The sequence below is a fragment of the Lysinibacillus sp. GW247-5R2A genome, assembly GCF_059424475.1.
The window spans coordinates 1-21,992 of sequence record NZ_JBWKZL010000010.1 but is presented as its reverse complement, the minus strand read 5'-3'; the positions used below and the strand labels follow the sequence as shown (position 1 = coordinate 21,992).

The 21,992-nt window shown below is 36.6% G+C and carries 19 protein-coding genes; 8 read left to right on the top strand and 11 right to left on the bottom strand.

Features of this window, described 5'->3' with window-relative positions; genetic code table 11:
• Positions 1-55: 55 nt before the first annotated feature.
• The gene (gene yyaC, locus AC07YC_RS15535; RefSeq protein ID WP_494919841.1) at positions 56-688 is read left to right on the top strand and encodes a spore protease YyaC; all 633 of its coding nucleotides are present in this window, start codon (positions 56-58) and stop codon (positions 686-688) included.
• On the opposite strand, the gene AC07YC_RS15530 is transcribed toward yyaC, so the two are convergent.
• From AC07YC_RS15530 to rpmH, 11 genes are all read right to left on the bottom strand, one after another.
• Positions 605-1,321: a DUF554 domain-containing protein gene (locus AC07YC_RS15530; RefSeq protein ID WP_494919840.1), complete on the bottom strand. Its 717-nt coding sequence runs from the start codon at positions 1,319-1,321 to the stop codon at positions 605-607. The genes yyaC and AC07YC_RS15530 overlap by 84 nt on opposite strands.
• Positions 1,322-1,398: 77 nt before the next feature.
• Positions 1,399-2,247, bottom strand: coding sequence for a ParB/RepB/Spo0J family partition protein (locus tag AC07YC_RS15525; protein WP_036121909.1), 849 nt, complete (start codon positions 2,245-2,247; stop codon positions 1,399-1,401).
• Complete coding sequence (locus tag AC07YC_RS15520) at positions 2,240-3,001, bottom strand: ParA family protein (protein WP_008177971.1); 762 nt, start codon at positions 2,999-3,001, stop codon at positions 2,240-2,242. The genes AC07YC_RS15525 and AC07YC_RS15520 overlap by 8 nt, the downstream gene beginning before the upstream one ends.
• A 225-nt stretch (positions 3,002-3,226) precedes the next feature.
• A complete protein-coding gene (noc, locus tag AC07YC_RS15515) occupies positions 3,227-4,126 on the bottom strand; it encodes a nucleoid occlusion protein (protein WP_336637219.1) in 900 nt (299 codons plus the stop codon).
• A gap of 180 nt (positions 4,127-4,306) precedes the next feature.
• Positions 4,307-5,023, bottom strand: coding sequence for a 16S rRNA (guanine(527)-N(7))-methyltransferase RsmG (rsmG, locus tag AC07YC_RS15510; protein ID WP_008177975.1), 717 nt, complete (start codon positions 5,021-5,023; stop codon positions 4,307-4,309).
• 115 nt (positions 5,024-5,138) lie between these two features.
• Entirely contained in the window at positions 5,139-7,031 is a 1,893-nt protein-coding gene (gene mnmG, locus AC07YC_RS15505) for a tRNA uridine-5-carboxymethylaminomethyl(34) synthesis enzyme MnmG (RefSeq protein ID WP_494919839.1), read from the bottom strand.
• A 27-nt stretch (positions 7,032-7,058) separates the two neighbouring features.
• Positions 7,059-8,444, bottom strand: coding sequence for a tRNA uridine-5-carboxymethylaminomethyl(34) synthesis GTPase MnmE (gene mnmE, locus AC07YC_RS15500; RefSeq protein ID WP_008177979.1), 1,386 nt, complete (start codon positions 8,442-8,444; stop codon positions 7,059-7,061).
• Between the two features lie 249 nt (positions 8,445-8,693).
• On the bottom strand, positions 8,694-9,497 hold the full coding sequence (gene jag, locus AC07YC_RS15495; RefSeq protein ID WP_494919838.1) for an RNA-binding cell elongation regulator Jag/EloR: 804 nt from the start codon (positions 9,495-9,497) through the stop codon (positions 8,694-8,696).
• Positions 9,494-10,264 (bottom strand): membrane protein insertase YidC, encoded by a 771-nt coding sequence (yidC, locus tag AC07YC_RS15490; protein ID WP_008177983.1) that lies wholly within the window; start codon positions 10,262-10,264, stop codon positions 9,494-9,496. Before yidC ends, jag begins: the two co-directional genes overlap by 4 nt.
• Positions 10,265-10,616: 352 nt before the next feature.
• Positions 10,617-10,961: a ribonuclease P protein component gene (gene rnpA, locus AC07YC_RS15485; RefSeq protein ID WP_036121925.1), complete on the bottom strand. Its 345-nt coding sequence runs from the start codon at positions 10,959-10,961 to the stop codon at positions 10,617-10,619.
• 100 nt (positions 10,962-11,061) lie between these two features.
• Positions 11,062-11,196, bottom strand: coding sequence for a 50S ribosomal protein L34 (gene rpmH / locus AC07YC_RS15480; protein WP_004233310.1), 135 nt, complete (start codon positions 11,194-11,196; stop codon positions 11,062-11,064).
• Positions 11,197-11,803: 607 nt separating this feature from the next.
• On the opposite strand from rpmH, the gene dnaA reads away from it, so the two are divergent.
• The 7 genes from dnaA to AC07YC_RS15445 all read left to right on the top strand — a co-directional run bounded on the left by dnaA (position 11,804) and on the right by AC07YC_RS15445 (position 21,657).
• Positions 11,804-13,153 (top strand): chromosomal replication initiator protein DnaA, encoded by a 1,350-nt coding sequence (gene dnaA / locus AC07YC_RS15475; protein ID WP_008177987.1) that lies wholly within the window; start codon positions 11,804-11,806, stop codon positions 13,151-13,153.
• Between the two features lie 170 nt (positions 13,154-13,323).
• A complete protein-coding gene (dnaN, locus tag AC07YC_RS15470) occupies positions 13,324-14,460 on the top strand; it encodes a DNA polymerase III subunit beta (protein ID WP_494919837.1) in 1,137 nt (378 codons plus the stop codon).
• A gap of 111 nt (positions 14,461-14,571) precedes the next feature.
• Complete coding sequence (gene yaaA / locus AC07YC_RS15465) at positions 14,572-14,796, top strand: S4 domain-containing protein YaaA (RefSeq protein WP_008177990.1); 225 nt, start codon at positions 14,572-14,574, stop codon at positions 14,794-14,796.
• Positions 14,797-14,799: 3 nt separating this feature from the next.
• A complete protein-coding gene (recF, locus tag AC07YC_RS15460; RefSeq protein WP_008177992.1) occupies positions 14,800-15,915 on the top strand; it encodes a DNA replication/repair protein RecF in 1,116 nt (371 codons plus the stop codon).
• Positions 15,916-16,007: 92 nt separating this feature from the next.
• Positions 16,008-17,942, top strand: coding sequence for a DNA topoisomerase (ATP-hydrolyzing) subunit B (gene gyrB, locus AC07YC_RS15455; RefSeq protein ID WP_336637213.1), 1,935 nt, complete (start codon positions 16,008-16,010; stop codon positions 17,940-17,942).
• Between the two features lie 25 nt (positions 17,943-17,967).
• Positions 17,968-20,433, top strand: a complete 2,466-nt coding sequence (gene gyrA / locus AC07YC_RS15450; RefSeq protein WP_494919836.1) for a DNA gyrase subunit A — start codon at positions 17,968-17,970, stop codon at positions 20,431-20,433.
• Between the two features lie 141 nt (positions 20,434-20,574).
• Entirely contained in the window at positions 20,575-21,657 is a 1,083-nt protein-coding gene (locus tag AC07YC_RS15445) for an HD-GYP domain-containing protein (protein WP_336637211.1), read from the top strand.
• Positions 21,658-21,992 lie beyond the last annotated feature (335 nt).

Here is a 21,992-nt window from a genome sequence, read left to right as displayed (position 1 = left end):
GTATACTGCATAAAAATTGAGCACTTCTAAAAATAAAAAGAAAGTGAGTTTTTTTATGAATACTATACCAAATTTGTTACTACCTTATTCCCTTCATCACGAAAGTAAAAATGCTGTTTGGCAATTAAGTACATTATTTTTAGAATATATACCGTTTCATCATGAACGACTAATTTTTTGTTGCATTGGCAGCGACCGTTGTACAGGTGATACGCTTGGACCGTTAACGGGTAGCTTTTTAAATAAGTCCGTTAGCTTCCCCTATAAAATTGTCGGTTCTTTAGAAGATCCGCTACATGCTCTAAATCTAGATTCTACTATTCAACAGCTACACAATCATACTACAAAACCATTCATTATTGCGATTGATGCCTGTCTTGGTAGTGAACAAAATGTCGGTCATATTTCCGTTCAAAGTGGTCCTATTTTTCCTGGGAAGGCTGTAAAAAAAGAATTACCCCCAATCGGTGACATTTCCATTAAAGGAATCGTCAATATTGGAGGTTTTATGGAAATGCTTGTTTTACAAAATACAAGGCTTCATATTTCTTATGCTATGGCTGAAAAGCTTTCAAGAGCATTATTACTGGCTGCCCACCGTTATTCATTGAAAAATGTAGAAGAAAGCAACCATAATACCAACAATGACGATACCTGGCAGCAAGTTAGCAGCCTTGATCTTAGTTAAACCAGCTATATTTAACCCTATTGCCATAATCATAACGCCGCCAACGGCTGTCATTTCAGTAATATACATTTGTAGAGCAGCATCAGATATAAAAGAACTAATGACCCCTGCAAAAACTGCAATTAATCCTTGATAAATAAAAACAGGTATCGCTGAAAGCAATACACCTATACCTAATGTGGATGCTAGAATAATGGATGTAAAACCATCTATTAATCCTTTTGTAATCAATACATTATGATCATTACGAAGACCGCTATCAAGTGCACCAATAACAGCCATAGAGCCAACAACAAAGATTAATGAAGCTGTGACAAACCCTTCTGCAATGCTAATTTGATTTTGGTCATTTCGTTTTGTTCGAAATAATGACTCTACCCATTTGCCAAGGCGATTCATTTGCTTATCTAAATCTAACCACTCACCTACTACAGTACCCACCACTAAACTTACGATTAAGATAATAAAATTATCACTTTCAAATCCCATTTTTATCCCTAATAATGCGACTGCTAAACCAATTATAGATAGGACAGTAGACTTCATAGATTCAGGAATATTTTTGAAAATTCGCCCCACTAATGCACCTGCTATAATTAGCACAGCATTAATCAATGCCCCTAGTATTACCACCCTTTTGCCTTCCTTCTCTCTAAAAAATAGAGAGCGCCTGTTTGCTTGGCGCTCTGATTAAATTATATAAATATCATTTATTCTTCTTGTACATTGAGGATTTCTAAAATGCGCTCTAAATCATCTTCAGAGTAAAATTCTATTTCAATTTTCCCTTTATTATTATTCTTTCTAATTTGAACATTTGTTCCAAAATAATCTCTTAATTGAGATTCTTTCGCCGCCACAAATATATCTTTTTTCTTGGGCGGAATTGTTTCACGTGAAACTTCCTCATTTAAGGATTGTACTAACATTTCAACTTGGCGAACATTTAAACCTTGCTTCATTACCTTCATGGCTACTTCAGAGATTCGTCTTTTATTTTTTAAGCCGAGTAATGCCCTGCCTTGTCCCATAGATAGTGTGCCATCATTCATAAATTTTCGGACATCTTCTGGTAAAGCAAGGAGGCGAACATGGTTAGCTATATGTGGTCTACTTTTTCCTAGACGCTTCGATAGCTCTTCCTGTGTTAAATGTAAATTTTCCATTAAGCTTTGGTAGGCCTCTGCTTCTTCAATGACTGTTAGATCCTCGCGCTGAAGGTTCTCTAGAATAGCTAGTTCCATCATTTGTGCGTCTGATAATTCTTTAATGATTACAGGAATAACATCTAAACCTGCTAGTAAACACGCTCGATATCGACGTTCCCCTGCAACGATTTCAAATTTACGCCCCTTTTTCCTTACAGCGATTGGTTGCAAAATGCCATGCTCATTAATCGAATCTGCTAATTCTTGTAAAGCTTCCTCATCGAAAATTTTACGAGGCTGAAATGGGTTTGCAACAATTAAATCTAATTGGATTTCTTCCACTTGCCCACTTTGTTCTAATGACTCTCCTGGAAATAGTGCACCAATGCCCTTCCCTAAACCTTTAGCCATTTTTAATCACTTCCCTCGCCATCTCCAAATAAACTTCTGCACCTCTAGATCTTGCGTCATAAGTGATAATTGGTTGCCCATGACTAGGTGCTTCACTTAAACGCACATTACGAGGAATAATCGTTTTATATACTTTATCTTGGAAATATTTTTTCACTTCATCTATAACTTGTAAGCCAAGGTTTGTTCGTGCATCTAGCATTGTTAGTAAAACACCATCAATATATAACTGTTGGTTCAAATGCTTTTGTACAAGGCGAACAGTAGATAGCAATTGGCTTAGACCTTCCAATGCGTAATATTCGCATTGTACTGGAATAATCAATGCATCTGAAGCTGTTAAAGCATTAATTGTTAAAAGTCCTAAAGATGGTGGACAGTCAATAATTATATAATCGAAATCTTCTTTTACATTTTGTAATGCATGTTTCAAACGCACTTCCCTTGAAATAGTCGACACCAATTCAATTTCAGCGCCTGCAAGCGAAATTGTGGCTGGCACAATTGATAAATTATCTACATTTGTTTTTTGAATGACATTTTCAACATCTTCATCATCAATGAGCACATCATAAATACAACTTTGTATGTCTCCTTTATTAATACCAAGGCCACTTGTTGTATTCCCTTGCGGATCAGTATCAATAAGTAGCACTTTCTTACCTAAATAGGCTAGGCAAGCGCTCAAATTGACTGAAGTTGTTGTTTTCCCTACGCCACCCTTTTGATTGGCGATTGCTATAATTCTACCCATTTAAAAGCACCTGCTTTCATTTATCAACGTTTACTTTGACAAATCATTTGTAAAATCAATGTATTGAACCCGCTATCTAACTTTCATTCTATCAAAAAAACAGTTAGAAGTTGTATAAAATATTAAGAATATATACAAAAAAGGAGACACCTCATTCAACTTTCTGAGATATCTCCTTTTTACGATGAAGGAAAAGTTGCTGATAAATTATTCTGAGATAATTTATTACACCTTTTTCTTTTTAGGTATCTTCACCGTAATTTGATAATATTCTTCTGTATCTTCTTCTTCCGTATTTACCGTAATACCACTTTTCGTTACCATCGTTAATGATTGCTTAATAGTATTTAAAGCTATACGGACATCTTTACTAATGGCTTTGCGTTTTGGCCTTGCTTTCTTTGGTACCGACTCCTCTTGCTCATCTGTTACCGGATGCAAGATGGCCTGAATCTGTTCCTCTAACTGGCGAACATTCCAATCATTATCAACTGTTTGTTGTAAAATTTCTAGTTGTAATGGTTGATCTTTAATAGCAATTAATGCACGTGCATGTCGTTCAGAGATCTTGCGCTGTAATATGGCTTGTTGCACTTCATCTGGAAGCCTTAATAAACGTAATTTATTGGCTACAGTGGATTGTCCTTTTCCAAGTCTTTGGGCAAGAGCTTCTTGTGTGAGCTCATGTAGCTCCAACAATTTTTGATAGGCTACCGCTTCTTCAATTGCAGTTAATTCCTCACGCTGTAAGTTCTCTATTAACGCAATAGAAGCTGTCTCCTTATCGGTTAAATTACGTACAATAGCAGGAACCTCTGTCCATTGTAGCTTTTTCATAGCTCGATAACGACGCTCACCGGCAATGATTTCATATTGATTTTCTGATGTTTTACGTACAACAATTGGCTGAATCACACCATGCGTATGAATGGTTCTTGATAATTCTTCAATTTTTTCATCATCAAAAATAGTACGTGGCTGAAAACGGTTAGGTACAATTTCATCAATAGGCAATTTTATGACTTCTTCTGCTGTTTGAACCGCCTCTGCTTGTTCTACTTCATTTTTCACAATAGGCTCTGTTTTACTTCCGCCTCCAAAAAAACGTGAAAAAGGACTTTTCATCCAAGTGGCACCACCTTTAAGTAACTATCTTGCTCTGTCTCATTCTATTATTATTTATTATATTTCCTCAAATGTATATAGTTCATAGATGACTTTTGCGTGAACCATCCATAACTAGTATGTATGCTCAAAATAGAAAAAATATATTCTACTTTGAGAAAGTTTCACATGAAACACTAATTATTGAATTGGTGTTTTATTTGGTACACCTGGCTTACGCGGGTATTTTTTCGGTGTTCCTTTTATTTTATCAAATATATATAAAGTGCGGTCACTTTCTTCCACAGGTAGCTTGAAAGAATATTCTTCTTTTAGTTTAACACCTAATGTTGTTAACGCTTTTTTAGCATCTTTTAATTCTTCTGCACCTGCAGCTGCTTTTAAGGCAACAAAATAGCCATCTTGTTTTGCTAATGGCACACATAGCTCCGATAAAACAGATAAACGAGCTACTGCACGTGCTGTCACCACATCATATTGTTCACGATATTTTAAATTTTGACCAAACTCTTCTGCGCGGGCATGCACAAAATTCATATTTTCTAATTGTAACTCATCACTTAAATGGTTTAAAAATGTAATTCTTTTATTTAAGGAGTCGACAATTGTGACATGTAAATGTGGGAAACAGATTTTTATTGGGATACTAGGGAAACCAGCCCCTGCTCCTACATCACAAACAGTTATTACTTTTGAAAAATCAAAATAAAATGAGGCACTGATTGAGTCAAAGAAATGTTTTAAATAAACACCTTCTAAATCTGTAATAGCAGTCAGGTTCATCTTTTCATTCCACTCAACTAGTAATTCAAAGTATTTTTTAAATTGAGCAATTTGCTTTTCGGAAAGCTCGATGCCCTTTTTTTTAAGTGCCTCAATAAATTGTTGTTCGTTCATGTAAAGTCTCCTTTATTAATCTAGCCATACTAGTACATCTTAACAATAGTATTGCTTTAAAAATAGGAAGCGGGCACAATGGTATGCCCGCCCCTTATTCACTTTACTGTTCTTATTAACCGCTTATTTTCGCAATTTTACCTTGTTCAATGTAAACAAGCAGAATAGAAATATCTGCTGGGTTCACACCAGCAATACGAGAGGCTTGTGCAATGGAAAGCGGTGTAACTTGTTTTAATTTTTGACGCGCTTCTGTCGCTAAACCAGAAATCGCATCATAATCAATATTCTCAGGAATTTTTTTATTTTCCATTTTATGCAGCTTCTCTACTTGTAGCAATGCTTTTTCGATATAGCCTTCATATTTAAGCTGAATTTCAATTTGCTCTTTTACTTCTTCTGTAAATTCGATATCTGCCGGAATTAATGAGGAAATCATCTCATAATGCATTTCTGGGCGTTTTAATAAATCAGCACCACGTATGCCATCTTTTAATTCACTACCACCAGCAGAACGAATAACAGCTTGTGTAGCTTCATTCGGTTTAATAATTATTTCACGAAGACGTGCAATTTCATTGTCAATCAATGCTTTTTTCTCATTGAACTTGTCATATCGTTCTTGTTGAACCATGCCCATTTTATAGGCTAATTCTACTAATCGTAAATCAGCGTTATCATGACGTAACAATAGGCGATACTCTGCACGAGAAGTTAATAAACGATATGGCTCATTTGTTCCTTTTGTCACAAGGTCATCAATGAGTACCCCAATATAGGCATCCGAACGACTAAGGATTAATTCCTCTTTGCCAAGTACCTTAGCTCCAGCATTCATTCCTGCCATGAATCCTTGGGCCGCCGCTTCCTCATAGCCCGATGTACCATTAATTTGGCCAGCTGTATATAAGCCTTTAATGCGCTTTGTTTCTAGTGTTGGCCACAATTGTGTGGGTACAATTGAATCATATTCAATGGCATAGCCCGCACGCATCATTTCTGCATTCTCTAAGCCTGGGATTGATTTTAGTAAACGTGTTTGAACATGCTCTGGTAGGCTTGTTGATAAACCTTGAACATAAACCTCACGTGTGTTACGTCCTTCTGGCTCTAAGAAGATTTGATGTCTCGGCTTATCGTTGAAGCGTACTACTTTATCTTCAATCGAAGGGCAATAGCGTGGACCTGTCCCTTTAATCATCCCAGAATACATCGGTGATAGATGTAAATTCGCCTCAATTATTTCATGTGTTTCAGGGCTTGTATACGTTAACCAGCAAGGTAGTTGGTCCATAATGAATTCCGTTGTTTCAAAACTAAATGCACGTGGAACTTCATCTCCTGGCTGAATTTCAGTTTTATCATAATCAATTGTACGATTATTAACACGTGGTGGTGTACCTGTTTTAAAACGAACAAGGTCAAAACCAAGCTCTTTTAAATTATCAGCTAAGCGAATTGACGGTTGTTGGTTATTAGGACCACTTGAATATTTTATATCCCCAATAATAATTTCACCGCGTAGGAAGGTACCTGTTGTGACAACTACTGTTTTGGCACGATAAATAGCACCAATTTGTGTAATAACCCCAGTTACTTCTCCATCCTCAATGATAAGTTCCTCTACCATTCCTTGATGGATTGTTAAGTTTTCGGTTTCCTCTAATATGCGTTTCATCTCTTGTTGATACAAAACTTTGTCCGCTTGCGCACGTAATGCACGTACAGCTGGACCTTTTCCTGTATTTAACATTCTCATTTGAATATGTGTTTTATCTATAACTTTCCCCATGACGCCACCTAAAGCGTCTATTTCACGTACGACGATTCCTTTGGCAGGACCACCAATGGATGGATTACATGGCATAAATGCAATCATATCTAAGTTGATCGTTAACATTAGTGTGTTAGCACCCATTTTAGCCGCAGCATGTGCAGCTTCTGAACCTGCATGACCTGCGCCAATGACGATCACATCAAACGTGCCTGCCTCATATTTTGTTGGCATGCTCGTATCTTCCTTTCTTTCTTAAAGTTATTTTCCTAAACAAAACTGAGAAAATAGCTGGTTGATTAGGCTTTCTTGCACGGTGTCACCTATAATCTCACCAAGTAATTCCCAAGTTCTTGTGACATCAATTTGTACCATATCAACTGGAACTCCAGCTTGAGCAGCTGCTATTGCATCCTCAACTGTCGCCTGTGCTTGATGCAATAGTGCAATATGTCTTGCATTTGAAACATATGTTAAATCGCCCGCTTCAAGTTGCCCTTCAAAGAACAATGCAGCTATCGCTTCTTCTAGCTCTGTAACACCCTCCTCCTGTAAAAGTGAAGTTGTTACAATGCGATGTTTACCTGCTAGCTCTTTGACACGCGCTAAATTAATTTTTTGCGGTAAATCTGTTTTATTGATAATAACGATGTAGTCCATCGCCTCAATAGTTTCGAATAAACGCTCATCCTCAGCCGTTAACTCATCTGCATAGTTTAATACAAATAATATTAAGTCTGCTCCACGAAGCGCTTCTCTCGAACGTTCTACGCCAATTCGTTCAACAATGTCTTCTGTCTCACGAATACCCGCTGTATCCACTAAACGAAGCGGAACACCGCGTACATTGACGTATTCTTCTATAATATCACGAGTAGTACCAGCAATATCTGTCACTATGGCCTTATTTTCCTGTACCAAGCTATTTAAAAGAGAAGATTTCCCTACATTTGGACGGCCTAAAATAACAGTCGATAAACCCTCTCGTAATATTTTCCCTTGAGAAGATGTTTGAAGAAGTTTAATAATTTCATCTCGTACCCATGTACATTTTTCTACTAAAACAGGTACAGTCATCTCTTCTACATCATCATACTCTGGATAATCTATATTAACCTCTACTTGGGCTAATGTCTCTAGTAAAGCTTGGCGCAAGTCACCGATCAGTCTTGATAGTTTTCCGTCCATCTGACCTAAGGCAACATTCATTGCTCGGTCTGTTTTGGCTCTTATCAAATCCATTACTGCTTCAGCCTGAGATAAATCAATACGCCCATTTAAAAACGCCCGTTTAGTAAATTCACCTGGCTCTGCTAATCTTGCTCCATTCGTTAATGCTAGTTGTAAAACACGATTAACTGAAACTAATCCACCGTGACAATTTATTTCAACTACGTCCTCGCGTGTGAAGGTTTTTGGACCACGCATTAAGGATAGCATTACTTCCTCTACTACCTCTTTTGTTTTAGGATCCACTAAATGACCGTAATGAATAGTGTGCGAATCCTTTGTCGTTAAACTTTTTCCACCTGGTGATTTAAATATTTTATCTGCAATCGCCACTGCTTCGTCCCCACTTAAACGAACGATGGCTATGGCACCTTCACCCATAGGTGTGGATATCGCAGCAATTGTATCAAACTCCATTTAATGACCTCCTTAACGTTATCCACATGTGGATAATCGAAACCGACCAATACTTACTAACACCTTAGACTAACATATTTTCAACAAAATCTAAAGTAAGGATCATTTCCAAATGTGGATAACAGCCATTTTTTATAGGACTGAATTCCAACAATACTACGATTCTTTGCCTCATAAAAAAAGGTCACTTTATCGCGAGGGATAAAATGACCTTTAAAACTATAGTGTCTGTATGTTTTTGAAAATAATCTATTTGTTTTTGGCAGGCTCAATGACTAAATAACGATTTGGTTCTGAGCCTTCTGAATACGTCTCAAGATCAAGACGATTAGCTAATTGATTATGAATTATTTTTCTTTCGTATGACGGCATTGGTTCAAATGCCACACGTTGATTTGAACGTAATGCTTTATCCGCCATTCGATCAGCAAGTAACTCTAAAGCTACTTGTCGACGTTCGCGATAGTTTTCCACATCTAATTTCACCATTAAGAACTGCTTAGCACTTTTATTGAGCACTAACTGCGTTAATTGCTGTAAGGAATTTAATGTTTGACCACGTTTTCCGATAAGTAGAGCAGCTTTCTCACTTTTCAGCTGAAAATAAACATATTTCCCTTCACGTGTCGTAGTTATTTCAAGATCATGAATATCCAATTGCTCAGCAATTGTTACTAAATAAGCTTTTGCCTCCTCAATTGGGTTCGCTGAATCTTCTTCCTCATTGTGTTCGTTTACAACTTTTTGAACAGCTTCGATTTCATTTGGTTGATCAGAAACTTGTGAACGGATTGTTTCAACATCATCTACTGCTAATTGTTTGTCTAATTGAGTCGTTATTTGCGATTCGGCTTCTTCACTTTCAATTACCGGAATCTGAACTTCCTTTACAGTTACACGAACTTCTGCAGAACGTGCACCAAAACCTAAAAATCCTTTTTTACCTTCTTGTAAAACTTCAACATCTACTTGTTCACGGGTTTTGCCAAGTTTCTGTAACGCCAATGAGATCGCTTCTTTTGTTGTTGCGCCTATTTGCGTAAGTTGTTTCACTTTTTAGCCCCTCCATTTTGAGCAGGTTGTGTTTTATCTTTATTCCAAGGCTTATAAATATACAGGTTTTGGAAAATCGAAATAATGTTCCCGATTACCCAATATAGTGATAATGCAGCTGGTAAGGCCATACCAAAAGCAATGATCATGAATGGCATAATATACATCATGATTTTCATTTGAGGATTATCCATTGCTGGTCCTGTACGTAATACGATAAATTGCATTAAACCTGCTGTAATTGCTAATGCAGGTGCAGGATCCGCTAGAGGGAAGATAAAGAAATTCCCTAAATCAAATGTAGATGTAGCATTCATACGGCTAATTGCATGATAGAAACCAATTAAAATTGGCATTTGAATGATTACTGGTAAACACCCTGCAAGTGGGTTTACACCTGATTCACTCATCAGCTTCATCATTTCTTGCTGATATTGTTGTTGTGTCTGAGCATCCTTAGAAGCATACTTCTTTTGCAGTTCCTTCAATTTTGGCTGAATTTCTTGCATCTTTTTAGAACTCTTTGTTTGTTTAATCATTAGTGGTAAAATCGCTAAACGAATAATAATCGTTACGGCAATGATCCCCCATGCGTACGTGCCAAGTAGCTCAGCAAAGTATTTTATAGCTGATACCAACGGCCAAACAATAAATTCATTCCAGAAGCCAGTGCTGTCTTTGGAAATTGGTTCATTGAATTCTGTACAACCAGATAGTAGTAGAGCTACTGATACTAGTGACAAAATTACCCAATGTTGTTTTTTCAACCTTCTTCCCCCTACAATTACTATTCACTTTTTCTAAATCTATATGCATCTTCTTTATTCGCTGACTGACAGTTTCCTGTCCTAAAATCTGTGACATCTGACAGCAGCTTTATCTAAGCTTAAACAAAGATAAAGTTATCAGCTATTTTATCATGCCTATAACGTTTCACTCTACTAAATATTCTCACAATATACACATATTCCTGGGTTTTGTGGCGAATTTAACATATTTTCAAGTGAAATCTAGCGTTAATAATACCCCTATACGTATACTTCCTAGGTTATGGTATGCAATTTCACTCTCATTCTTAAAGCTATTATACAGGCGCATTTTACCACTCGGTTGCATACATTACACTTTCTTCAATACCTTTGCGATTTTTAGTACATGTTGCAAACTTTGTTTCACTTCATGAAAATCCATAGTGGCCGCCGGTTGTCTGGCGATAATAACATAATCCATATTCGTCTTTAGATCATCCTTTAAGTCCAGAATACTATGTCGAATATAGCGTTTTATTTGGTTGCGTTTTACCGCATTCCCAAGCTTTTTACTAACCGATAAACCTACACGAAATTCTGTTTGTTCCTCTTTTGCTAAAAAGTAAACAACAAACTGACGATTAGCGAAAGATTTACCTTTTTTAAACACCTTTTGAAAATCATCATTCTTCTTCACTCTTTGGCGTTTTTTCATTTCTTTCACCTGCTAATAGATAATATCTTTTGATCCTCATTTCTAGGTTTACCAAAAATAAAGAAAAAAAAGACCACTGATGTGGCTCAGTGGACTTATTTTATGCTGATAAAACTTTTCTTCCTTTACGACGACGAGCAGCAAGAACTTTACGACCGTTTTTCGTGCTCATACGTGCGCGGAAACCGTGAACTTTACTGTGTTTACGTTTCTTTGGTTGGTAAGTACGTTTCATTTATATAGACACCTCCTGATATATGAGTTGAATTTTTCAACATACAGACTCGAATATTATATAAAGTAACTAGTTATTTTGTCAATGTATTTCACAAATTTCTTTTAGGTAGTCATTCTATGTATTTAAATAAATCTACTTCATCTTCCCCCAATGACTATTTCAATCCTTCGTAAAAAACAATATTACTATCTTTTTCTTAAAAATATTTATCCACAGAATACTTGTTTTTTTTGCACAGAGTTGTGTATAGTGTTTTTTGCATATTTTTTTATCCACAACATTTATCTACAGCTTTTTCACATACGCAGTGCTTGTGGACAACTCCAAAGTGCATAACTACAAGCTATGTGGATAAGTTTCATAAACTATTGAAATAGCTTTGTTTTTCTGATACGATTACTGTGCTTCACTTTGTTGAAAACTGAAATGAACATTTTAATTATCCACAACTGTTAATATGCTGTGGATAATTTTTATCACAGCCTTTGGTTAACTTTTATCCACAACTTGTGATTATGTGGACGAGTTGTAAAATGAACGTATTTGCCATTTCTATAAATGCAATTTTTTTTATGTATTGAACACTGTAAAGGAGATTAGTAGCTTGGAACATTTAGAAGAATTATGGAATAATGTCCTGGCTCAAGTTGAACAAAAAATTTCTAAACCAAGCTTCGAAACGTGGCTAAAGTCTACCAAATTACTGTCCTACAATGGCAGTGGTTCAACTGTGACAATTGCTGCGCCAAATTCGTTTGCTCGAGATTGGCTTGAGAATCATTATATTCATTTGATTACAGGTATATTAACGGAGCTTACAGGCGAAGACTTGCTTATTAAATTTGTTGTTCAAAAAAACCAGGATTCGGACGATTTTGATTTGCCGGCGCCGATTATCCAAGCAAAGAATAACGATCACCATGATATTTCACCGGGTATGCTAAACCCGAAGTATACTTTTGATACGTTTGTTATTGGCTCTGGTAACCGCTTTGCACATGCTGCCTCTCTAGCAGTTGCTGAAGCACCTGCAAAGGCTTATAACCCTTTCTTCATTTATGGGGGAGTTGGGCTTGGTAAGACGCACTTAATGCATGCCATTGGTCATTATGTTTTAGAGCATAATCCGAATGCAAAAGTAGTCTATTTATCATCTGAGAAATTTACAAATGAATTTATTAACTCTATTCGTGATAACAAAGCACTTGATTTTCGCAATAAGTACCGCAATGTGGATGTACTGCTAATTGATGATATTCAATTCCTCGCTGGAAAAGAATCAACTCAAGAGGAATTTTTCCACACGTTTAATACTTTACATGAAGAATCCAAGCAAATTGTTATATCGAGTGACCGACCTCCAAAGGAAATTCCAACATTAGAGGATCGGCTACGTTCACGTTTTGAATGGGGATTAATAACGGATATTGCACCCCCCGATTTGGAAACACGTATTGCTATTCTGCGTAAAAAAGCAAAAGCAGATGGTTTAGAGGTACCCAATGAAGTGATGCTCTATATTGCGAACCAGATTGACTCCAATATTAGGGAGCTTGAAGGTGCGCTTATTCGCGTCGTTGCCTATTCATCACTCGTAAACAAAGATATTAATGCGACACTTGCTGCAGAGGCACTAAAGGATATCATTCCTAACTCAAAGCCACGAACTGTAACAATATTAGACATTCAAAATGCTGTTGGTGAGCATTTTAGTATACGTTTAGAAGATTTTGTGGCGAAAAAGCGTACAAAGCTAATTGCTTTTCCTCGCCAAATTGCCATGTATTTATCACGCGAATTAACAGATTTTTCGCTGCCGAAAATTGGCGAAGAATTTGGAGGACGTGATCATACAACTGTGATTCATGCTCACGAAAAAATATCTTCTTTGTTGAAAAATGACGTCCAGCTTCAACAAGATGTTAAACAAATTCGTAGCATGCTAGGGAAGTAATTGCTGTGGACAATCCTACTATTTAAACACAAACTTATACACAGTCTATCTACATGTGGATAGACTGATTTTATTCATAAAAAGGCACTTATCCACAAATCCACAGAGCCTATTACTATATCTTTTTTATTTTATATAAATAAATAATATAAATATGTGAGGGAAAACGAATGAAATTTGATATTTTACGTGACCGTTTATTAGAGGGTTTAAATGATGTCATGAAAGCAGTAAGTTCAAAAACAACTATTCCAATTTTAACAGGGATTAAAATTGATGTAACAGAAGAAGGTATACGCTTAACTGGTAGTGATGCAGATATTACAATCCAAACATTTATTCCTGTTGAGGAAGATGGACAACAGATTATTCACATTGCAGAAACAGGATCAATAGTTGTACAAGCTCGTATGTTTAATGAAATTGTACGTAAATTACCAACAAATGATGTTGAAATTCAAGTAACACCGGGTTTCCAAACTCATATTCGCTCTGGTAAATCTGAGTTCCATTTAATTGGCTCTGATGCAACTGAATACCCATTATTACCAGAATTAACGGAAGATCAAAAATTTACTATTCCTGCTGATCTTCTAAAAACAATTATTCGTGAAACAGTGTTTGCAGTTGCCACTTCAGAAAGTAGACCAGTGTTGACAGGTGTAAACTGGCAGATTAAAGACGAAACATTAATCTGTGTTGCAACAGATAGTCACCGTTTAGCTAGACGTAAGGTACAACTGGAAAATTTACCAGCAGTTGAGCATAGTGTTGTTATCCCAGGAAAAAGTTTAAATGAGTTAAATAAAGTACTCGAGGATTCTACAAACCTTGTCCAAATTGTTATTACAAGTCAGCAAGTATTATTTAAAACAGGGGATGTTTTATTCTTCTCTCGTTTACTAGAAGGAAATTACCCAGACACTTCTCGCTTAATTCCAGAAGAATATCAAACTAATGTGACGATTAACGGTAAATCTTTATTGCAGGCTATTGACCGTGCCTCACTAGTAGCACGAGGAGACCGTAATAATGTTGTCCGTTTTGAAATATTAGGCCACCAAGCAGTTGAAGTCTCTTCTAATTCACCTGAAATCGGTAAAGTACAAGAGGAAATTCCTGTTGAATCATTAGAAGGGGAAGGTTTAAAAATTTCTTTTAGTGCCAAATATATGATGGAGGCATTGAAGGCAATCGACGGCCAAGATGTAGTCATTCAATTTACAGGCGCAATGAGACCGTTTATTTTACGCTCTGTTCATGATGATGCAATTTTACAATTAATTTTACCTGTACGAACTTACTAAAAATTTAAGATCTGTTAGGATAGTCGCAATTTGCGGCTATCTTTTTTACTTATGGTGAAATTTTAGGTATGATAGAGAGATAGTCAGTCTGTATTTGGAGGGGAACACACTATGCAGGACATTAAAATCGATGAGGAGTTCATCACGTTAGGGCAGCTATTAAAAATATCTGATGCCATTAGTTCAGGTGGAATGGCGAAGTGGTTTTTACAGGAAAATGCTGTATATGTCAATGGAGAGGTAGACGATCGTCGAGGTCGGAAATTACGTAACGGAGACGTTATAAATATACCAGGATGTGGTCGTTTTCAGATCGTAGGACCAACTGGGCAATAAACTATGCATATTGAACAAATAAAACTTACAAATTACCGTAATTATGATGCCTTAGCTTTAAACTTCTCTCCAAAAATTAATGTTTTCATTGGTGAAAATGCTCAAGGAAAAACAAATGTTATGGAGTCTATCTACGTATTAGCAATGGCTAAATCCCATCGAACAACGAACGATAAAGAATTGATACGTTGGGATTCAGACTATGGTAAAATAGAAGGGGCCGTTCAAAAAAGACATGGTATTTTACCGATTGAGCTTACGATTACAAAGAAGGGTAAAAAGGGCAAGATAAATCATATAGAGCAAAGTCGCCTTAGTCATTATATTGGCCAAATGAACGTCGTAATGTTTGCACCAGAGGATTTAAACGTTGTAAAGGGTAGTCCGCAAATACGCCGACGTTTTATTGATATGGAGATTGGGCAAATTTCGCCTGTCTATTTACATGATTTATTAACCTTTCAAAAAGTTTTAAAACAACGTAACCATTTCTTAAAGATGAACCAGGGCAAATCCATGTCAAATGATGTGATGTATGAGGTTTATAATGAACAATATATTCATGCAGCTACCCAAATTATTCGTAAAAGATTTCAATTTATGGATTTATTGCAGGAGTGGGCTGAACCTATACATGCAGGTATATCACAAGGGAAGGAAACGCTCGTTATAAAATATCGTACGGTAGCTGGAATAGAAAAAGAACATTCTTCTAGCGAAATTGAAAATACTTTACATCAAAAATTGATGGAAGCAAGAGAACGCGAATTTGACAGAGGTGTGACGTTAGTAGGTCCACATCGTGACGATTTGCAGTTTTTAGTAAATGGCTATGATGTGCAAACATATGGCTCGCAAGGACAGCAGCGTACAACCGCATTGTCTTTAAAACTTGCTGAAATTGAATTAATTAAACAAGAAACAAATGAAACACCCATACTACTTTTAGATGATGTCTTGTCGGAACTTGATGATTATCGTCAATCGCATTTATTAAATACCATTCAAGGTGAAGTGCAAACCTTTGTCACAACTACAAGTGTTGAAGGAATTCATCATGAAACAATGGAGCAGGCTCAACTGTTCCACGTGAAACAAGGTGCGATTGAAAAAAGTTAGCCAGGGTAGTTTTTTAGATTACAAAAGAATGGTAATAGTCAGCTCGGTTGACTGTTCATTCATTTACACACAATGATGTTATGAAGGAGTAGATGAAAGCCGTGGCTATAGAGAACGAAGGTTTACAAAACCAAGCTTATGAGGCCGATCAGATACAGGTATTAGAAGGTTTAGAGGCAGTACGTAAAAGACCAGGGATGTATATCGGTTCAACAAGCTCAAAAGGGTTACACCACTTAGTATGGGAAATCGTTGATAATAGTATCGATGAAGCTCTAGCAGGATTTTGTACTGATATACAAGTAACAATAGAAAAAGAAAACTGGATTCGCGTAGAAGATAACGGTCGTGGTATTCCGGTCAGCATTCAAGAAAAGATGGGTAAGCCTGCTGTTGAAGTTATCATGACAGTTTTACATGCTGGTGGTAAATTTGGCGGTGGAGGCTACAAAGTTTCAGGTGGTCTACATGGAGTAGGGGCATCCGTTGTTAATGCTCTTTCTGCTGAAACAATTGTGCAAGTTCACCGCGAAGGTCATATTCATGAAATCAAATTCCAACGGGGAAAAACGATACAAGAACTAAAAATTATTGGTGATACAGACCATAATGGAACAACAACACGTTTTAAAGCGGACCCAGAAATTTTTAAAGAAACTACTGTTTATGAGTATGATATTTTAGCTCATCGTATTCGTGAATTGGCTTATTTAAATCGTGGAATCAAGATTACCATCGCCGATGAACGTGAAGGTGAGGAGCGTTCAACTACATATCACTATGAAGGTGGTATTCGTTCATATGTTGAGCACCTAAATCAATCTAAAGAGCCGATTCATGATCCGATTGATGTACTTGGAGAAAAAGATGGTATCTCGGTTGAGATTGCTATGCAATATAATGCCGGATTCTCTTCTAATATATTTTCATTTGCTAATAACATTAATACGTATGAAGGTGGTACACATGAGTCTGGTTTTAAAACAGCTCTTACACGCGTCATTAATGATTACGCACGAAAAGGTGGATTATTGAAAGAAGCTGATGCCAATTTGACAGGTGAGGATGTGCGCGAAGGCTTAACAGCTATTGTTTCTATTAAACATCCAGATCCTCAATTTGAGGGGCAAACAAAAACAAAGTTAGGGAACTCAGAAGTAAGTCAAATTACTAACGCTTTATTCTCGGATGGCTTTGAACGTTTTATGTTGGAAAATCCAACTGTTGCTCGCAAAGTTGTGGAAAAAGGTTTAATGGCAGCTCGTGCTCGTGTCGCAGCCAAAAAGGCCCGTGAATTTACTCGTCGTAAAAATGCACTTGAAGTGTCAAGTTTGCCTGGTAAATTGGCTGACTGTTCTTCAACGAATCCTGCTGAATGTGAAATCTATATTGTTGAGGGTGACTCTGCGGGAGGTTCAGCTAAATCAGGACGTGATCGACACTTCCAAGCAATATTGCCTTTACGTGGGAAAATTCTCAATGTTGAAAAGGCACGCTTAGATAAGATTTTATCGAACGCAGAAATCCGTGCCATGATTACAGCATTCGGTACTGGTATTGGAGAAGAGTTCAATTTAGAAAAGGCCCGTTATCATAAAATCATTATTATGACAGATGCCGATGTTGATGGTGCACATATTCGTACATTGCTTTTAACATTCTTCTTCCGTTTCCTTCGTCCACTTATAGAGGCAGGCTATATTTACATTGCGCAGCCACCACTTTATCAAGTGAAACAAGGTAAGCATGTTGAATATTGCTATGATGATGAAACATTAAAAGAAATTTTAGAAAGACTACCAAAAATGCCAAAACCGAATGTACAACGTTATAAAGGTCTTGGTGAAATGAATGCTGAACAACTTTGGGATACTACAATGGATCCAGAGTACCGTACATTATTACAAGTAGAATTAGATGATGCAATTAAGGCTAACCAAGCATTTGAGCGTTTAATGGGCGATGAAGTTGAACCTCGTCGTCAATTTATTGAGGAAAATGCCGTTTACGCTAATTTAGATATCTAATTTTTCTTGAGAGGAGGTCTACACTTTGTCAGAACAAGAACGCTCCGGTGTTAAAGGAATTAATATTACAGAAGAAATTGAAACATCCTTTCTTGATTATGCAATGAGTGTAATTGTTTCACGTGCATTACCTGATGTACGTGATGGATTAAAACCAGTACATCGTCGTATTTTATATGGGATGCAGGAGTTAGGAAATACAGCAGATAAGCCTTACAAAAAATCAGCACGTATTGTTGGGGATGTTATGGGTAAGTACCATCCACATGGTGACTCTTCCATTTATGATGCTATGGTACGTATGGCGCAAGATTTCAGCTATCGTTATATGCTTGTTGACGGTCATGGGAACTTTGGTTCTGTTGATGGTGATGGAGCGGCAGCTATGCGTTATACAGAATCACGTATGTCTAAAATTGCGATGGAAATGCTACGTGATATCAATAAAGACACAATTGATTATACAGATAACTATGATGGCTCTGAAAAAGAACCGATTGTTTTACCAAGTCGTTATCCAAACTTATTAGTAAACGGTGCTGCAGGGATTGCCGTTGGTATGGCCACAAATATTCCTCCTCACCATTTGGGAGAAACGATTGATGCGGTTATAGCACTTTCTGAAAACCCAGCGATTACTACAGAGGAATTGATGGAAATCATCCCTGGCCCAGATTTCCCTACTGGCGGATTAATTTTAGGCCGTAGTGGGATTCGTAGAGCCTATGAATCTGGCCGTGGTTCTATTATTATTCGTGCGAAGGTGGAAATTGAGCAAAAGGCGAATGGTAAGGAAACGATCCTTGTTCATGAATTACCATACCAAGTAAATAAGGCTAAGCTGATTGAAAAAATAGCAGAGCTTGTGCGTGATAAAAAAATCGATGGTATTACGAATTTACGTGATGAGTCAGACCGTCGTGGTATGCGGGTAGTTATCGAGGTACGAAAAGATGCAAATGCAAATGTAGTATTAAATAATCTATACAAACAAACAGCTATGCAATCAAGCTTTGGTATCAATATGCTGTCATTAGTAAATGGTCAGCCAAAGGTATTAGGCTTAAAAGAAATGCTATACCATTATTTAGAGCACCAAAAAGTTATTATTCGTCGTCGTACTGAATTCGATCTTCGAAAAGCAGAAGACCGTGCACATATTTTAGAAGGCTTACGAATTGCATTAGATCATATTGATGAAATAATTGCGATTATTCGTGGTTCACGTAGTGGTGAAGAAGCGAAGCCTCAATTAATGGAGCGTTTTAATTTATCAGAACGACAAGCTCAAGCAATTTTAGATATGCGTTTAGTTCGTTTAAGTGGCTTAGAGCGTGAAAAAATAGAAGCTGAATATCAAGAGCTTCAGGTTCTAATCGCTGAATTAAAGGCAATTTTAGCGGACGAAGCTAAAATTGTTGATATCATTCGTACTGAAATTTTAGAGCTGAAAGACCGCTATAGTGATATACGCCGTACTGAAATTACTTCTGGCGGTATTGAAATGATTGAAGATGAGGATCTAATTCCTGTTGAAAATTCAGTCGTTACTTTAACGCATAACGGCTATATTAAACGTTTAGCTGCGAATACATATCGTAGTCAGAAACGCGGTGGTCGTGGAGTTCAGGGAATGGGTACAAACGAAGATGACTTTGTAGAACATCTTATGAATACCTCTACGCATGATACAATTCTATTCTTTACTTCCAAAGGTAAAGTATTTAGAGCGAAAGGTTACGAAATTCCAGAGTATGGTCGTACAGCTAAAGGGCTACCGATTGTTAACTTGCTCAATATCGATAAAGGTGAGAAAGTAACAGCGATGATTCGTGTTGCATCATTTGATGAAGATGCGTACTTTATCTTTACAACAAAAACAGGTATTACGAAACGTACACCTGTATCACAATTTGCCAACATTCGTACGAATGGTTTAATAGCTATCAGTTTACGAGAAGATGATGATCTTATTTCTGTTCGTTTAACAGATGGGGATAAGCAAATTATCATTGGTACACGTGATGGTATGCTTGTTCGTTTCCAAGAAGATGATATTCGTTCTATGGGACGTACAGCTGGTGGTGTACGAGGTATTAAACTTCGTGATGGTGACGAAGTAGTAGGTATGGAGATTGTTGAACCCGGACAAGAAATTTTAGTAGTTACTGAAAAAGGTTATGGTAAACGTACTTCTGAAGATGATTATCGTTTACAAAGCCGTGGTGGCGTTGGATTAAAAACAATGCAAATTACTGATAAAAATGGTCCGATGGTGGCTGTGAAAACAGTTGATGGTTCAGAGGATATTATGCTTATAACTATTAACGGTATGCTTATTCGTATGGATGTTAATGATATTTCATTAATTGGGCGCAGCACACAGGGTGTTCGTTTAATTCGCTTAGGTGATGAAGAATTGGTTGCAACTGTGGCTAAGGTTGAAAAAGCAGAAGAATTGCCTGAGGACGAAGATGAAATAGAGGAATAATTTAAACCGATGACGACAGCGTTCATGTCGATCATCGGTTTTTTATTATAAATAATGAAAAATAAGTAATTATTTTGAATTACATGATAAAATAAAAGTACCCTTATTTGAAGCAAGTTAAAGTGGAGAGGTGTTCATTTCATGGAAACAATACATGTTCCAATTTCAGAGTTAGGCGTTGGTAGAGTAATTTCTGAAGATATTTTTGCTAATACACAGTATCCTATCATCTTTAAAGATACAATAATTTCCCATGTACATTTACAAGTTTTCCAGGCATTTAATATTTTTAACGTCCCTGTTTATAAAAATCAAAACGATATTCGGTCGGAAAAGAAAGAAATTGATGTAGAAGTAGTAGTAGAGGACATTCCGACTTTTAGGAAGTCTTATAATCATTCTATTGAACAATTTAAAAAGGAATTTAAAAATTGGGAAGCGGGTGCTAAAGTAGATATCGCCAAAGCAAGAACCATTATATTGCCTTTGGTAGAAATGGTCTTGGAAGATCGAACAATTATTTTTGATTTAAATGAGTTTTCTAACCCTAAAGACTATTTATATCACCATAGTGTAGCAACAGCTTTGATTTCCTCTGTAGTTGCTCAAAAGTTAGGCTATGATAGAGGGACAACAATTCAAATTGCCATAGGTGGCCTATTAGCTGATTGTGGAATGGCTAAAGTACACCCCCGTATTCGAGATAAAAAGACACCTCTTACTGAGCAGGAGTTTGATGAAATTTATAAACATCCCATTTATAGTTATAACATGGTGAAAGATTTAACCATTTTAAAAGAAACTATGAAAGAGGCAATATTTCAACACCATGAACGTTTAAATGGAAGCGGGTATCCGAAAGGCGAAAGGATCGCTAATATTTCTATCTTTGCGCAAATCATTGCCGTGGCAGATGTATTTCATGCCATGACTTGTGAACGTGTATATAGGTCAAAGCAATCATCGTTTAAAGTAATAGAAATGATTAATGAATCTGAATTCGGTAAGTTTGATATTAAAGTGGTACGTGCATTAATCGATATTGTTGCGGATCTCCCTATAGGTACGATTGTTGAACTTTCTAACCTAGAGCGTGGAGAAGTTATGTTTGTTAATAAGTTTGCACCCACACGTCCTCTCATTAAATTAGTTCATACAGGCGAAATTTTTGATTTAGGAAAAAACCGCAGTTTTTATATTTCTCGAATCATTACTAATTTGTAGAAAGGCAAGCCATAATTATGGCTGCCTTTTTTCATTTATAGTAAGGATAATAATGTGGAGGTATACGGTTATATAAAGTATAGTACCTTCAGTTTCTAACTTTCTCTTCTACAGGCAATATACTATTTTTATTTAGTATCAAGTGTTTGAATCATTAAAATATAATCTATTGAAATATTTTTAGATAATATGTTGACATAGTTGTCGAATCTTGATATTATTAGTGAGTCGCCAAGAGGTGACGCTGAAATAAACAACATGAACCTTGAAAACTGAACAAGCAAAACGTAATCAATAAAGTTTTTAGTAGCTAGCTTAGCTAGTGAACAAAACAA

Bases quoted from the DNA above. Each gene is read 5' to 3' on its own strand.
- AC07YC_RS15445 (WP_336637211.1), top strand. From the start codon at position 20,575: ATGGAAACAATACATGTTCCAATTTCAGAGTTAGGCGTTGGTAGAGTA.
- recF (WP_008177992.1), top strand. From the start codon at position 14,800: ATGCATATTGAACAAATAAAACTTACAAATTACCGTAATTATGATGCC.
- mnmG (WP_494919839.1), bottom strand. From the start codon at position 7,031: ATGCCAACAAAATATGAGGCAGGCACGTTTGATGTGATCGTCATTGGC.
- yyaC (WP_494919841.1), top strand. From the start codon at position 56: ATGAATACTATACCAAATTTGTTACTACCTTATTCCCTTCATCACGAA.
- AC07YC_RS15520 (WP_008177971.1), bottom strand. From the start codon at position 3,001: ATGGGTAGAATTATAGCAATCGCCAATCAAAAGGGTGGCGTAGGGAAA.
- rsmG (WP_008177975.1), bottom strand. From the start codon at position 5,023: ATGAACGAACAACAATTTATTGAGGCACTTAAAAAAAAGGGCATCGAG.
- gyrB (WP_336637213.1), top strand. From the start codon at position 16,008: ATGAAAGCCGTGGCTATAGAGAACGAAGGTTTACAAAACCAAGCTTAT.
- dnaN (WP_494919837.1), top strand. From the start codon at position 13,324: ATGAAATTTGATATTTTACGTGACCGTTTATTAGAGGGTTTAAATGAT.
- AC07YC_RS15525 (WP_036121909.1), bottom strand. From the start codon at position 2,247: ATGGCTAAAGGTTTAGGGAAGGGCATTGGTGCACTATTTCCAGGAGAG.
- mnmE (WP_008177979.1), bottom strand. From the start codon at position 8,444: ATGGAGTTTGATACAATTGCTGCGATATCCACACCTATGGGTGAAGGT.
- noc (WP_336637219.1), bottom strand. From the start codon at position 4,126: ATGAAAAGTCCTTTTTCACGTTTTTTTGGAGGCGGAAGTAAAACAGAG.
- yaaA (WP_008177990.1), top strand. From the start codon at position 14,572: ATGCAGGACATTAAAATCGATGAGGAGTTCATCACGTTAGGGCAGCTA.
- rnpA (WP_036121925.1), bottom strand. From the start codon at position 10,961: ATGAAAAAACGCCAAAGAGTGAAGAAGAATGATGATTTTCAAAAGGTG.
- rpmH (WP_004233310.1), bottom strand. From the start codon at position 11,196: ATGAAACGTACTTACCAACCAAAGAAACGTAAACACAGTAAAGTTCAC.